This is a genomic window from Afipia clevelandensis ATCC 49720, from assembly GCF_000336555.1.
GTDB lineage: Bacteria > Pseudomonadota > Alphaproteobacteria > Rhizobiales > Xanthobacteraceae > Afipia > Afipia clevelandensis.
Window position 1 is genome coordinate 4,146,155 of sequence record NZ_KB375281.1, and the last position, 12,970, is coordinate 4,159,124.

The 12,970-nt window shown below is 57.3% G+C and carries 15 protein-coding genes; 13 read left to right on the top strand and 2 right to left on the bottom strand.

Annotated features, from left to right (window positions below; genetic code table 11):
* The 4 genes from HMPREF9696_RS22070 to HMPREF9696_RS21725 form a co-directional block, all read left to right on the top strand.
* Positions 1 to 1,014, top strand: a 1,014-nt coding sequence (locus tag HMPREF9696_RS22070; protein ID WP_040301654.1) for an HAD-IC family P-type ATPase, incomplete at its 5' end; no start/stop codon positions are given.
* 48 nt (positions 1,015 to 1,062) lie between these two features.
* Entirely contained in the window at positions 1,063 to 1,377 is a 315-nt protein-coding gene (locus HMPREF9696_RS19845; protein WP_002714842.1) for a ferritin family protein, read from the top strand.
* Between the two features lie 9 nt (positions 1,378 to 1,386).
* On the top strand, positions 1,387 to 1,632 hold the full coding sequence (locus HMPREF9696_RS22075) for a PilZ domain-containing protein (protein WP_081602424.1): 246 nt from the start codon (positions 1,387 to 1,389) through the stop codon (positions 1,630 to 1,632).
* Positions 1,633 to 1,670: 38 nt separating this feature from the next.
* Positions 1,671 to 2,144 carry a hypothetical protein gene (locus HMPREF9696_RS21725; protein ID WP_157170044.1) on the top strand — a complete coding sequence of 158 codons (474 nt, stop codon included), beginning with the start codon at positions 1,671 to 1,673 and terminating at the stop codon, positions 2,142 to 2,144.
* Between the two features lie 68 nt (positions 2,145 to 2,212).
* On the opposite strand, the gene HMPREF9696_RS21965 is transcribed toward HMPREF9696_RS21725, so the two are convergent.
* A complete protein-coding gene (locus tag HMPREF9696_RS21965) occupies positions 2,213 to 2,458 on the bottom strand; it encodes a hypothetical protein (RefSeq protein WP_152528602.1) in 246 nt (81 codons plus the stop codon).
* Between the two features lie 153 nt (positions 2,459 to 2,611).
* The gene (locus HMPREF9696_RS19850) at positions 2,612 to 5,077 is read right to left on the bottom strand and encodes a heavy metal translocating P-type ATPase (protein WP_029659692.1); all 2,466 of its coding nucleotides are present in this window, start codon (positions 5,075 to 5,077) and stop codon (positions 2,612 to 2,614) included.
* Between the two features lie 53 nt (positions 5,078 to 5,130).
* Here HMPREF9696_RS19850 and HMPREF9696_RS19855 point away from each other — a divergent pair, with 53 nt between their 5' ends.
* The 9 genes from HMPREF9696_RS19855 to HMPREF9696_RS19895 all read left to right on the top strand — a co-directional run bounded on the left by HMPREF9696_RS19855 (position 5,131) and on the right by HMPREF9696_RS19895 (position 12,950).
* A complete protein-coding gene (locus tag HMPREF9696_RS19855; protein ID WP_024575748.1) occupies positions 5,131 to 5,406 on the top strand; it encodes a metal-sensitive transcriptional regulator in 276 nt (91 codons plus the stop codon).
* A 166-nt stretch (positions 5,407 to 5,572) separates the two neighbouring features.
* On the top strand, positions 5,573 to 6,010 hold the full coding sequence (locus HMPREF9696_RS21420) for a hypothetical protein (RefSeq protein WP_244432852.1): 438 nt from the start codon (positions 5,573 to 5,575) through the stop codon (positions 6,008 to 6,010).
* A gap of 76 nt (positions 6,011 to 6,086) precedes the next feature.
* On the top strand, positions 6,087 to 6,380 hold the full coding sequence (locus HMPREF9696_RS19865; RefSeq protein ID WP_002714847.1) for a hypothetical protein: 294 nt from the start codon (positions 6,087 to 6,089) through the stop codon (positions 6,378 to 6,380).
* 9 nt (positions 6,381 to 6,389) lie between these two features.
* Positions 6,390 to 7,862 carry a TolC family protein gene (locus tag HMPREF9696_RS19870; protein WP_002714848.1) on the top strand — a complete coding sequence of 491 codons (1,473 nt, stop codon included), beginning with the start codon at positions 6,390 to 6,392 and terminating at the stop codon, positions 7,860 to 7,862.
* A gap of 13 nt (positions 7,863 to 7,875) precedes the next feature.
* Entirely contained in the window at positions 7,876 to 9,243 is a 1,368-nt protein-coding gene (locus tag HMPREF9696_RS19875) for a multicopper oxidase family protein (RefSeq protein ID WP_040301659.1), read from the top strand.
* A 62-nt stretch (positions 9,244 to 9,305) separates the two neighbouring features.
* A complete protein-coding gene (locus HMPREF9696_RS19880) occupies positions 9,306 to 9,791 on the top strand; it encodes a cupredoxin domain-containing protein (RefSeq protein ID WP_002714850.1) in 486 nt (161 codons plus the stop codon).
* A 35-nt stretch (positions 9,792 to 9,826) separates the two neighbouring features.
* Complete coding sequence (locus HMPREF9696_RS19885; protein ID WP_002714851.1) at positions 9,827 to 10,132, top strand: copper-binding protein; 306 nt, start codon at positions 9,827 to 9,829, stop codon at positions 10,130 to 10,132.
* 153 nt (positions 10,133 to 10,285) lie between these two features.
* Complete coding sequence (locus tag HMPREF9696_RS19890) at positions 10,286 to 11,011, top strand: GNAT family N-acetyltransferase (RefSeq protein ID WP_002714852.1); 726 nt, start codon at positions 10,286 to 10,288, stop codon at positions 11,009 to 11,011.
* 10 nt (positions 11,012 to 11,021) lie between these two features.
* A complete protein-coding gene (locus HMPREF9696_RS19895; RefSeq protein WP_002714853.1) occupies positions 11,022 to 12,950 on the top strand; it encodes a DUF4396 domain-containing protein in 1,929 nt (642 codons plus the stop codon).
* Positions 12,951 to 12,970: the final 20 nt, after the last annotated feature.

Genomic DNA, 12,970 nt, shown 5'->3' on the forward strand with positions numbered 1-12,970 from the left:
GCCATTGCCGCAAGCTTATCCGCAGGGGCAAGGCGGGGGCTCTTGATGAAGGGCGGCGCCGTACTCGAGCAGATCGGCAAGATCACCGTCGCGTGCTTTGACAAGACCGGGACATTGACCGCCGGTAAGCCCCAGGTCACGGACATCATCGGCTATGGACGCACCGAAACGGACGTATTGCGGTTTGCCGCCGCGCTCGAGTTGGGTTCGAGCCACCCCCTCGCCACAGCCATTCTAGCGAAAGCAACCGAGCGGGAGCTATCGTTGCCGCCGACGTCCGACGCCAACGCGATGGGCGGAGTAGGCGTTCGTGCTAAGGTGGAGGGGGTTGAGGTGTTCGTCGGATCTCCGAAGGCCGCTGGTGAACGGGCTCCGATGACACCAGAGCAAAGGACGCAGATTTCTGCGCTCAATCATGAGGGAAAGACGGTTTCCATCGTTCTGGTCGGGCATGAAGTGGCTGGCGCAATCGCGATGCGCGACGAGGTCCGACCGGACGCAAGAGCAGGCCTGAAGGCACTGACCGAGATGGGCATCAAGACGGTCATGCTGACTGGAGATAATCGCAGAACGGCAAATGCAATCGGCGAGCGTCTTGGAATCGAGGTTCAGGCGGAATTGCTGCCTGAGGACAAGCAGAGGATCGTTGCTCAGTTTCAGAAAGCGGGCTGGTCAGTTGCGAAAATTGGAGACGGCATCAACGATGCCCCCGCGCTGGCCGCCGCAGATGTTGGCATCGCCATGGGCGGAGGCACCGACGTCGCGCTCGAGACCGCCGACGCCGCTGTGCTTCACGGTCGCGTCGCAGACGTCGCGGCGATGGTCGATCTGTCAAAGCGCACTATGATCAACATCAAGCAGAACATTGCTGTCGCACTTGGTTTGAAGGTCGTATTCCTCGTGACGACGGTCGTCGGTTTGACGGGTCTGTGGCCGGCCATTCTCGCGGATACTGGCGCTACGGTTCTGGTGACCATAAACGCCTTGCGCCTGTTGGCGCCGCCCAAACTTTAATGATGTGGAAGAACTGCAAGCAGTTTTGTTTCAACGGAAGGAAAGCAGATGGGTTTCGATCAGTATCACGAGCCGCCGGAAGAGCTTTCACAGGAAACTCGTACTTTCGCGCGGATGATCACATCTCTGATCGAGGAGGCGGAAGCCATCAGTTGGTACGAACAGAGAATCTCTGTCGAAAAGGACAAGAACGCCAAGGCGATTATGGCAAACGCGCAGAAGGAGGAGTTCAAACATTTCGGAATGAACCTCGAATTTCTTCTCCGAAAAAAGCCGGACTGGCGTGCGGAGCTACAAGGGATTCTGTTCACGAAGGGCGACATCGTCAAACTAGGCGAGAAGGCGGAGAAGAAAGTCGATTAGACAAACGCGGTGTCGGTCTTGGGATATCATGAACGGAGGAAAGTTTTTAGAGCCGGCATAATCTCTTTCGGAGATGCGGCGATCTCCTGCACAGTCCGGAGTCTCAGTTCCACTGGAGCCTTGCTGGAAATTAGGGGCCCAGCAGGAGTTCCGAAGAAATTTACTCTTGTAATTGCCGCAGACGAGTTTCGGCGAGCTTGTCGAGTTATTTGGATGACGGAAAAGAGGCTCGGCGTGGTGTTCGAACTGATCTGACTTAGGGGGCCGATTCTGCTAGACTGTAGGAGGATGCAATGCTGCATTTATTCATCGTACTCATGGTGTGTCTGACCGTAACCGGAGCAAATGCGCGCGCGGCAGGAATGGCACAGGGCAAATTCTCCCCGCTCTCAGATGAACGCCTGCAACAGCTGCCGCCAGCGATTCACAAGGCATTCAAAGCGGCGCAGCGTCGCTGCATGGACGACTCGATAAATGTTCGAACGGGATATCTGCGATACATTAAAGGCTCGAGGGGCGAAGAGTTCGTCGCAATCCACTTCGATCAGTTTGGTTGTTCCAATCGAGATGCTCTTTGTTCGCCGAAGGGTTGTCCTCATCGTGTCTTCCTTTCCAGAGGAGGCACGTTTCGCGAAGTTTGGCGAGGAGATGTACTCGAAATCGATATGTCGATCGACTCAGGTGTGCCGTCGATCGATGTCGATTGCAGCCGAGACGGGTCGTTTTGTCGCTATCAGATGCGTTGGAATGGTAAGCGGTTTCGCTGAGGTTTCCAGATGCAAACAGGCGCCAGCAATGGCGGAACATCTACTGCGCATCGCGCCTCTCAAACCGCTTAGCCGGCAGAGTAGGCGGACTTGGCGCAATTTTTTCGGGGCAGGCGCGCATGTGAAGCGAGTAACGTCCCCATCGACCAATGCGGATCGATGGTTTTCTTTTGCGCAATGATCCGGATCAGTTCGAAGAATTCCAGATGGTTATGACGGTAGTCACGTGACATGGGATGTTGAAACGAGAAGCGGGCCGGTAGCGAATATAAAGCCGCCAGCACTCCGAAGACCCGGGCAAGCCACGGCAGCAAGCCAGGTAAAGCGATTTGTATTTGTCCGACTGAAGGACTCGAATATCTTAGGTCTTCAGGTAGAAGCGGTGGGCGCAGAAAAAGTGCGCCCCATGACCATCAAGCTCCCAGACCAAGCGATCCGGGAGCGAAAGCCTCCTTGATCAAGTAAGATCAAAGATGCATGGCCCGCAACCGCAGCGCGTTGCCGACAACACTCACGGATGACAGAGCCATGGCCGCTGCGGCGATAATCGGTGAGAGCAACAATCCGAAGGTCGGATAAAGGATCCCCGCAGCGACCGGGATTCCTGCTGCGTTGTAAATGAAAGCGAAGAATAGATTTTGCCGGATATTGCGCATTGTCGCTTGAGAGAGGCGGCGAGCGCGGACAATTCCGCCCAGATCGCCTTTCAAGAGCGTCACGCCTGCACTTTCCATAGCGACGTCCGTGCCCGTGCCCATCGCAATTCCAACTTCTGCCGCAGCGAGGGCAGGGGCATCGTTTACTCCGTCGCCGGCCATTGCGACGATGCGTCCGGCCTTCTGCAGCTTGATTACAACCGCGCTCTTTTGATCTGGAAGCACCTCTGCCTCCACGTCGGCAATGCCAAGCTGCTTTGCGACCGCGTTGGCCGTGGTCCGGTTGTCGCCAGTCAGCATAATGACCTGGATGCCTTCCGCTGCAAGCGCCTTCAATGCATTCGGCGTCGATTCCTTTACCGGATCGGCAATGGCAAAAATTCCCGCCAGCTTACCCTCGACAGCAATATTTATGACGGTTGCTCCCTCTCCGCGCAGCCGTTCGGCTTCTGAGTCCAATGCCTGTGTTTCGATACCGACTGAATTCAAATAGGCGGCGTTTCCAAGAAACACGACTTTGCCTTCCACTTTGCCGGTGACGCCTTTGCCCGTCGGCGAGTTGAAATCCTCCACGTTGCTTAAACTGAGATTCCGCTCCTTGGCAGCACGTACGATGGCGTCCGCGAGAGGATGCTCGCTCGACCGTTCGACGTTGGCCGCCAGTTGCAGAATGTCAGACTCCTCAAATCCGGCGGCAGGGGCGATAAAAATGACCTTCGGTTTACCTTCAGTCAGCGTTCCTGTTTTGTCGATTACCAGCGTGTCGACCTTCTCCATGCGCTCCAGCGCTTCGGCGTTCTTGATCAATACGCCCGCCTGGGCGCCGCGGCCAACGCCGACCATGATCGACATCGGCGTGGCAAGTCCCAGCGCACAAGGACACGCGATGATGAGGACGCTGACCGCCGCGACAAGGCCGAATGCAAGGCGCGGTTCGGGCCCAAAAAGCGCCCAGGCGCCGAAGGCGACAAGTGCCACGACAATGACCGCCGGCACGAACCAGCTGGCCACTTGGTCGGCAAGGCGCTGGATCGGCGCACGCGAACGCTGTGCTTGCGCGACCATCTGCACGATTTGGGATAGCAGCGTGTCTCGCCCGACCTTCTCAGCCTGCATCACGAAGCTGCCAGATTGATTGAGCGTGCCTGCGATCACCTTGGCCCCGGGCCCTTTGGTGACGGGCATAGACTCCCCGGTAACAAGGGATTCGTCCAACGACGAACGTCCTTTTACAATGACACCATCCACCGGCACCTTCTCTCCCGGCCGAACGCGCAGTTTGTCACCCACGTTCAGGCTGTCGAGCGGAACCTCGTGGTCCGCACCGCTCTCGTCCACCTGGCGCGCAATCTTCGGCGCTAGATCGAGGAGCGCTTTGATGGCCCCGGACGTCGCCTCGCGGGCACGCAGCTCTAGGACCTGTCCGAGCAGAACGAGCACGGTAATGACGGCGGCGGCCTCGAAGTAAACGGCAACGGCTCCGTCTTGACCGCGGAAGGTCGGCGGGAAGATGCCGGGTGCGAGGGTTGCAACGACACTGTAGGTGTAGGCGACGCCAACGCCCATCGCAATCAGGGTGAACATGTTCAGATTTCGGGTGACGAGCGATTGCCAGCCGCGCACGAAGAACGGCCAACCTGCCCAAAGGACCACTGGCGTCGCAAAGGCAAGCTGGATCCAGTTTGACAACGTCTGGTCGATCCAGCGATGGCTTCCGATCAGATGGCCGCCCATTTCCAAGACGATGACCGGCAAAGCCAGCCCCAGCCCCACCCAAAAGCGTCGGCTCATGTCCGCGAGTTCGGGATTGGGTGCAGCATCCAAAGTGACCAGTTCAGGCTCGAGCGCCATGCCACAGATCGGGCAGCTCCCGGGTCCGACCTGGCGGATCTCTGGATGCATAGGGCAGGTATAGATCGTACCTTCCGGAACGTGGGGTTGCTGAGGTTGCGTCTTGTGGAGGTACTGCTCCGGCGAGGCCGCGAACTTCGTCCGGCAGGTTGTCGAACAAAAATGGTAGGTCTGGCCGTGGTGCTCGAACCGATGCTTACTGGTCGCGGGATCGACGGTCATCGTGCAAACGGGGTCGATGACCGTCGTCGTATTCCTGCCAGGATCGTGATGGTGATGACCCCCATGATCATGTTTGGAATGACCATGGCTTCCGCCACAGCACCCGGTCTTCACAGCTTCTCGTGAAGCTTTAGTGGTCTTCGACGAGCAGCACCCAGAACCGCTTGAGCCGCCTTCTGAATTTTCATTTTTCGACGCGGTCATCTAAGTCTCCATCATCACTTGCAACGCATACCATGTAGGGGTATATGGGCCATATGCGAAAAGACATCAAGATATCTTGTCAAAAGCGTCTCAACCGGATTGAGGGGCAAGTACGTGGCTTGTCTAAAATGGTGGACGAAGATCGCTATTGCATCGACATTATAACGCAGATTTCCGCGGTTCGTGCCGCCCTTCGTCGAGTCGAAGAGGAAGTGCTGAAGGACCATGTCGCCCATTGCGTGGAACACGCGATCACGAGTGGCGATAAGGGCGATCAACGCAAAAAGATTGCGGAACTGATGACAGTCATTGGACGGGTGGACAGGTGAACGGATGCGCAATGGAACCGTTTTGTATGTCAGGTAGGTTCAGGCTTGGCGAAGAGAGCATTTCCGCGTAAGGTTCAAGACATCACTAGTGTGATTTCGACCTTAAAGTAGATAGGCCAAAATGTTGACGCGCCTAACCAGACCGAAGCGATTGAGGGCAGGGTGGTTGATCGCCCTGGTCTATATGCTTTGTGTCCTGGCGCCGGGCGTTTCCTTTGCGTTCGCCGACGGCTCGCGTGCGGCGCCTTGCCTTACCGACGAGAATCACGGTCTGGGCATTGTTCACGTGCATGAATATAGCACTTCGCAGCACGTTCATAAGGACGGTCACGTACACGAACATCCGGACGGCAACGCCGATTTCGACAAATTGAACAGCCCTGACAGTATGACATCAGTCGCTGACGAAACGTCGGATCCTGCAACTGCTCATCACAAGGCCTCGGGTGGACAATGCTGCGGGATGGTCTGCCTGAGCGCGCTGCCGACCACAGTCATCGACATTGTCAAATCTTCAACGCCGACGTCTGTCTGCGAGTCCGAGAGCTACCGGAACGTCGTCGATAACGCTCCCCCTCGGCATTACCGCCCCCCCATTTCCTGAACTGACGGAATGACGTGGTGCCGCGCCCGTTAAGGGCACGCGTACCTGTGGTTCATCGGCAGTTCAGGAAAAAATCATGCTTGCGCAGTTTGGGGCGAACTTCGCCGCCGTTCATTCGGTGGCGGGAAAAATATTCAGATTCAGATTTCGGATCCTTGCGGGGCTGGCCGTTGCGATCGTCACGCTGGGAGGGTGCATGCCGATCACGGCGCCGCTCGTCGGCGCTGATCCCGCCGACCCGGGCGCGAAGGTCGCCGGTGTCGGTTACCGATCGACGGTGGCTCCTTACACAAGTCTTCGTCCGACAGCTCCGTCTTCATGGCGCGAGCAGAACGACCGCGTCGCCCCTCAGCCGAAATCCGGTCAATAGGAGCGCGCTATGAACCGAGCGATCCATATCAACGCGAACCACACTTTCGAAGTTACGTATCGGCCGAAACCAACGCACGTCGCGATCCTCCTGTCCGCCTTGCTGCTTTCCGGATGCGCATCATTCTCCCCAGATGGCGGGATGACCGTCGTTGCCAATGTGGCCGGCGAGACAATCAAGAAGGACGTAATGTCCATTCGCAGCACAGATGACGCAGAATGGGCGAACGGCGCCGTCCAAAGTCTTCTTCGTCGAGGCCTGACGGTGGATACTGCCGTTCAGATCGCGCTCCTCAACAATCGGGGCTTGCAGGCGGCGTACAATGAACTGGCGTTGGCCGAGGCCGACCTCGTCCAAGAAAGCCTGCCACCCAATCCGACGTTCTCGATTAGTCGCATCGCAGGTGGCGGCGCGGTCGAGATCGAGCGTCAGGTCGCCGCCGATATTCTGGCGCTGGCCACGTTGCCGTTTCGGTCGGAGATTGCGCGGCAACACTTCAAGCAGGCACAGCTGAGAGCTGCAGAAGGCACCCTACGCCTCGCAGCCGACGTCAGGCGCACATATTACCGCGCCGTCGCCGCCAACGAATTGGTTACACTTCTGACGGATGCCAAATCGACTGCGGAATCCACGGCTCAGCTCGCTTTGAAGCTCGGGCAAACCGGCTCGCTGAACAAGCTCGATCAGGCCCGTGAACAGGTCTTTTATGCAGAAGTAACGGCCGATCTCGCCACCCTTCGTCAGGACGCCACCAGTTCGCGCGAGCGCTTGATCCGCCTCCTTGGATTGTGGGACGGCGATTTAGGGTTCCGGCTACCGCAGAGATTACCGATGCTGCCACGCCGGCCGCTATCGTTGCCGGGCATCGAGGTTGATGCGGTTGAACATCGTGTCGATCTTCAGATCGCTCGCATTGAACTGGTTGCTCTCGCGAAGTCCCTCAATCTCACCGAAGCCACCCGCTTCGTCACGCTTGTCGACGTTGCGGGGATCGACAAAAAAACTCGAGATTCCGGGAGCCCGCCGCTTCGAGAGCGTGGCTTCGACATCCAGTTCCAGATTCCGATTTTCGATGGCGGCGAGGTCCGCGTCCGGCAGGCGATCGAGACCTACAATCTGGCGTTTAATCGGTTAACCGAAAAGGCGATCAACGTCCGTTCTGAAGCGCGCGATGCGTTTCGGGTCTACCGTTCTACCTACGACATCGCAGGTCACTATCAGCGTGAGGTCTTGCCACTTCGCCAGATCATCACCCAAGAAATGCAGCTGCGGTTCAGCAGCATGCAAATCGACGTGTTCGCATTGTTGGTGGAAGCGCGGCAGCGGATCGCGGCATTGCGTGCTGCAATTGAAGCCAAGCGCGACTTCTGGCTCGCGCAGTCTGAACTGAAGACCGCAGTAAATGGCGGCGGTCGCGCCGATAGCCAACCCGAAACCAGATCGTCGCCGACCGCGCAGGCGTCCGGCGGGGGAGGGCACTGAAATGGAGAAACCAATGTTGTCCCGACGAAACTTTCTCGGCACCGCCACGGCGCTTGCAAGCGCGACAGCGATCAGCGGCCGCGTCCAGGCAGCCAGCATCCCGGAAGCACCGATCATGGAGAAGGCGACGATGCAGCCGCCGCTGCGCCCGTCGAGCGGACCCGACTACAATCCGGTCGTTACGCTGAACGGCTGGACGCTGCCCTGGCGGATGAACGGCGACTGGAAGGAGTTCCATCTCGTTGCAGAGCCCATCGAGCGCGAATTTGCAGAAGGCATGAAGGCCTATCTCTGGGGCTACAACGGTCAGTCCCCTGGCCCAACGATTGAAGCGGTGGAAGGCGACAAGCTCCGCATCTTCGTCACCAACAAACTGCCTGAACATACGACAGTGCATTGGCATGGGGTGCTCTTGCCTAGCGGCATGGATGGCGTCGGTGGTCTCAGCCAGCCGCATATCCCACCTGGAAAAACCTTTGTTTATGAATTCGAGATGAAACACAGCGGTACGTTCATGTACCACCCGCACTCCGACGAAATGGTGCAGATGGCGATGGGCATGATGGGCATGATCGTGGTGCATCCACGCGACGCAACCTTCCGTCCCGTCGACCGCGATTTCGTTTTCATCATGAGCACTTATCTCATCGACCCGGGTACGTATCTGCCGAAGGTCACTGAGATGACCGATTTTAACATGTGGACATGGAACAGCCGCGTGTTTCCCGGAATCGACCCATTGGCCGTTCGTTTGGGTGATCGCGTGCGCGTCCGCATCGGCAACCTCACCATGACAAATCACCCGATTCATCTTCATGGCCACAAATTTTCAGTGAGTTGCACCGACGGGGGATGGGTCCCTGAAAGTGCGCAGTGGCCGGAAACGACGACCGACGTCCCTGTCGGAGCGATTCGCGCGTTCGATTTTCTTGCCGACAACCCGGGCGATTGGGCGTTTCACTGTCACAAGTCGCATCACACCATGAATGCGATGGGCCACGACGTGAAGAACCTGATCGGCGTCTCAAGGAAGGACCTCGCGAAGGCGGTCGGAAAACTCGCGCCAGACGCCATGGTGATGGGATCGACAGGAATGGCGATGGGCGACATGGAAATGCCGGCACCCGACAACACATTACCAATGATGACCGGCACCGGGCAGTTTGGCCCGATCGAAATGGGCGGCATGTTTACGGTGATGAAGATCCGCGATGGCCTCGCGCGAGACGATTACAAGGATCCCGGTCCCTACAAGCATCCTGACGGCACCGTCGCGCACCAAGTCGACGCTCCAAATACTCAGGCGCCTCGCTCAACGAGCCCAAAGGAATCAAGCAAACCAAGCGACATGAAAGGCATGAAGGGAATGAAAGGAATGTAGATGAGACTTGAAATTCAAATAGATGCGAAGAAAATCAGCAAGACAGTAGAAGGAGTTTGGAGATGAAATATCTGCACAAAACCTGCATCGCTATTATCGGCGCGGTGCTCATCTCCCCGTCCGCTTGGGCCGGGGCGGGTTCTTCGGGCCATAGCCACGACGAAACATTCTCGGCAGGTGAGCCGGGTGATCCTAAAAAGGCCGCGCGGATTATTCAGGTCACTATGGGTGAGATGGACGGCAAGATGATGTTCATGCCGAGCAAGGTTGAGGTCAAAAAGGGGGAACAGGTTAAGTTCATGCTGCGCAACAACGGCGAACTCGACCATGAATTCATCCTCGCGACGACGGCCGACAATCTGAAGCATGGCGAGGCCATGAAGAAGAATCCCGACATGGAGCACGATGACCCGAACGGGAAGCGACTTGCTCCCAAGAAGACCAACGAGATCGTCTGGAAATTCACCAAGGCCGGCGAGTTCGAATACGGATGCCTGATCCCCGGTCATCGGGAAGCCGGAATGGTCGGCACGATATTAGTCAAGTAACCCGAGCCGGAATCAACTGACGAAAGGAATTGAATATGAAGACCAACAAAATCGCAGCCGCAACTCTCGCGCTTTCCCTTGCTCTGTCGTCCGCTGTCGCACTCGCCCAAGCGGCGATGGCGAGCGGCGAGGTCAAGAAGATCGATGAGGCGGCTGGAAAAATAACATTGAAGCATGGTCCCATCAAAAGTCTTGATATGGAAGAGGAGAGCATGACGATGGTTTTTCGCGTGAAGGAACCGGCGATGCTCAAATCCGTCAAGGTCGGTGACAAAGTGCAGTTCGAAGCCGAACGGGCGACCGCCGGAATCACGATCACAAAGATGCAAAAAGGAAAGTGACGGCTCTTCGGCGCGGCGGTTCCTAGGCGTCGCGCCGAATTGGGTGAAAGCTCCGCAAGGAAGCGACCCTTGAGCTGATCCGACATCGCGGCGGCAGTCCGACCATCGGATACGATCACTGGATCGACTGCTCTCAATAAGGTGGAGTTACCGATGACAGGTGTGGGTGGGAGCGGCGGCACGAGAATAGCTACGGAAAAAGCCTTCGCGAAAAGACGGTTTCCGATCAGGCGCGCGAACATTGGTGACATTCGCCAGATCGCGAAGTTGGCCAACATGGCGGGTGGAGATACGCTTTCGTTTATCTTGCGAGGCATCGATCCTTCGGTGAGAGCAGTTCGAACCTACCGCGAGATGGTTGCTGCGCCGACCGGAGTGTATTCGTATCGAAATTGTCTGGTCGCTGTTTCGCGTGGGGTAATTGTTGGTCTGGCGAACGCATTTCCTGCCCAGCTCATCGAAAGTGAGACCGCAGACGCAGCATTGACCGCGCGTGAAGAGTTGCTCCGGCCGCGCACGGAGCTCAACGATCCCACCAGCTTCCTGCTGAACAACATCGCGGTTGTGCGCAGCCACCACAGACTAGGCGTGGGGGCCGCGCTGCTGGCCGCGGTCGTCGATGAGGCCAAGCAGCGTTCGTTCCCGTCCGTGACCTTGCATGTTTGGGCCGATAACGCCGAAGCGATCTCGTTCTATCTCGCCGCTGGGTTCACAAAGGTCCGTCACGCGGAAATCCCCTCGCATCCCGACCTGCCGCACACAGGCGGAAGCCTTCTCATGATGCTGCCGGTCGTAAGTGAAAGGGACGAATCGGTTAGGCAGCGGCTTGCGACCGAATCTCAAGAATCGGCGGATGAACGAGCATCGACTTCAGCTTGAGGACATCGTGATGATTGCTCTCCCTTACGACTATTTTCTGATCGCATGGTTCGTCATTGCGGCCGCTTCCACGGCCTACGTCGCTTTCGACCAGTTCAATGGGAATCCCGAACCGACCGTGATGAAGTGGGGTTTCATCCTTGTGACCCTGTACATGGGTCCGTTCGGACTTCTCCTGTACGTACTCGCTGATAAGGAGCCGCGGCCCGGAGAACATGAGCAGTTCACGTCTCCGCTTTGGAAGCAGGGCATCGGAAGCACCATTCATTGCGTCGCTGGTGACGCCACCGGCATTATTCTCGCAGCGACCGTGACCGCACTGCTCGGTCTACCGATGTGGATCGACCTGATCGTCGAGTATGTCGCGGGCTTCTCGTTTGGTCTCTTCATCTTTCAAGCATTGTTTATGAAGAAGATGATGGGCGGTACGTATTGGGAAAATGTTCGGAAGAGTTTCATGCCGGAGTTCATCAGCATGAACGCCATGATGGCAGGCATGGCCCCGACCATGAGTCTGCTAATGATGGGCCGCGACATGCGCGCGATGGATCCGCTCGAGCTGATTTTCTGGGGCGTGATGTCGCTCGGCGTAATGGTCGGCTTCACGACAGCCTATCCGTTCAACGTCTGGATGGTGAAGAAGAAGATCAAGCACGGGTTGATGACCGAGCGCTCGGATAGGGAAGCTGGCGAGAAGAGCTCAATGTCCGGAATGAAGTCCGAGATGGCTAAAATGTCGGCTGCGGATATAAGCCACATGAAGGGACACGAAGACCATCCGCAGAAACAAACGGCCGCGAACGGCCGCAAATCTTACGGCGGTCATCAAATGACGAGCGACGCGACAACGCCACAGTTAGCTGCGCTCGCCGGCGTGACGACATTCCTCCTGATTTCCGGAATGGTGCTCCCAGGTTTCAAGGTCAATCTAGGTCTGAGCGTACGCGACGTCGGCGGCGCCATTATGCCGCCGGGCATGATCATGACGTTCGACACGCCCGGCGAAGCCATGAAAGACATGGCGGCGGTCAATCCCCGGCAAGTGGTCTATAAGGCGCCTGCCGAAGCCCGAGGGGACAACGTTCTTGAGCCGCGCATCGAAAACGGGGTGAAGGTCTTCGATATCGAAGCTTCGATCATACGCTGGAATATTCTTCCGGATGTCTCCGTAGAGGCCTATGCCTACAATCGCCAGGTGCCGGGCCCGCGGATTCAATTGACCGAAGGCGATCACGTCCGGATCAAATTCCGCAACAACCTTCCGGAATCCACGACTGTGCACTGGCACGGTCTGATCGTACCAAACGAGATGGACGGCCCGGCCAAGATAGCCCAGCCGCCCGTGGCGCCGGGCGGGCAATACACCTACGAGTTCACCGTGAGCCAAAGCGGAACCTACTTTTATCACAGCCACGACCACCCCGATCGTCAACAAGGCCTAGGCCTTTACGGCGCGTTGCTGATTGCGCCGAAGGACAGTGCCGCCGATGTAAAAGCCGATCTCGAATACACTATCCAGCTCCAGGAATGGCTCAAGCGCGAATGGCTCACCTATCCCGCGATGCTGATGGAGGGTGGCCTTCCGAACTATTTCACCATCAATGGGAAGTCGTATCCGGAGACAGACACCGTCTTCATGAAGGTTGGGCAAACCATCAAGATTCGCTTCATCGGCACCAACAACAACTTCGTTCACCCTATGCATGTTCATGGCGGGCCTTTCCAGGTAGTGGCCCGCGACGGAGAGACGTTGGCAGAAAACCAGCGGTTTTTTGCCGATACGGTGAACGTCGGACCAGGACAGCGATACGACGTGGTTTGGACAGCGCGCAAACCCGGGAAATGGCTGGTGCACTGTCATATCCCGCATCACACCACCAACAACAATGTCGAGCAGAAAGGAGCGGGCGGCCTGACACTAGTTCTCAACGTGCAATAAGGGGCAGCCATCAAACCCAG

What these genes read in the sequence shown, in the direction of transcription:
- HMPREF9696_RS19845 (WP_002714842.1), top strand. Translation starts at nt 1,063, where the DNA reads ATGGGTTTCGATCAGTATCACGAGCCGCCGGAAGAGCTTTCACAGGAA.
- HMPREF9696_RS21725 (WP_157170044.1), top strand. Translation starts at nt 1,671, where the DNA reads ATGCTGCATTTATTCATCGTACTCATGGTGTGTCTGACCGTAACCGGA.
- HMPREF9696_RS19850 (WP_029659692.1), bottom strand. Translation starts at nt 5,077, where the DNA reads ATGACCGCGTCGAAAAATGAAAATTCAGAAGGCGGCTCAAGCGGTTCT.
- HMPREF9696_RS19855 (WP_024575748.1), top strand. Translation starts at nt 5,131, where the DNA reads ATGCGAAAAGACATCAAGATATCTTGTCAAAAGCGTCTCAACCGGATT.
- HMPREF9696_RS19865 (WP_002714847.1), top strand. Translation starts at nt 6,087, where the DNA reads ATGCTTGCGCAGTTTGGGGCGAACTTCGCCGCCGTTCATTCGGTGGCG.
- HMPREF9696_RS19870 (WP_002714848.1), top strand. Translation starts at nt 6,390, where the DNA reads ATGAACCGAGCGATCCATATCAACGCGAACCACACTTTCGAAGTTACG.
- HMPREF9696_RS19875 (WP_040301659.1), top strand. Translation starts at nt 7,876, where the DNA reads ATGTTGTCCCGACGAAACTTTCTCGGCACCGCCACGGCGCTTGCAAGC.
- HMPREF9696_RS19880 (WP_002714850.1), top strand. Translation starts at nt 9,306, where the DNA reads ATGAAATATCTGCACAAAACCTGCATCGCTATTATCGGCGCGGTGCTC.
- HMPREF9696_RS19885 (WP_002714851.1), top strand. Translation starts at nt 9,827, where the DNA reads ATGAAGACCAACAAAATCGCAGCCGCAACTCTCGCGCTTTCCCTTGCT.
- HMPREF9696_RS19890 (WP_002714852.1), top strand. Translation starts at nt 10,286, where the DNA reads ATGACAGGTGTGGGTGGGAGCGGCGGCACGAGAATAGCTACGGAAAAA.
- HMPREF9696_RS19895 (WP_002714853.1), top strand. Translation starts at nt 11,022, where the DNA reads ATGATTGCTCTCCCTTACGACTATTTTCTGATCGCATGGTTCGTCATT.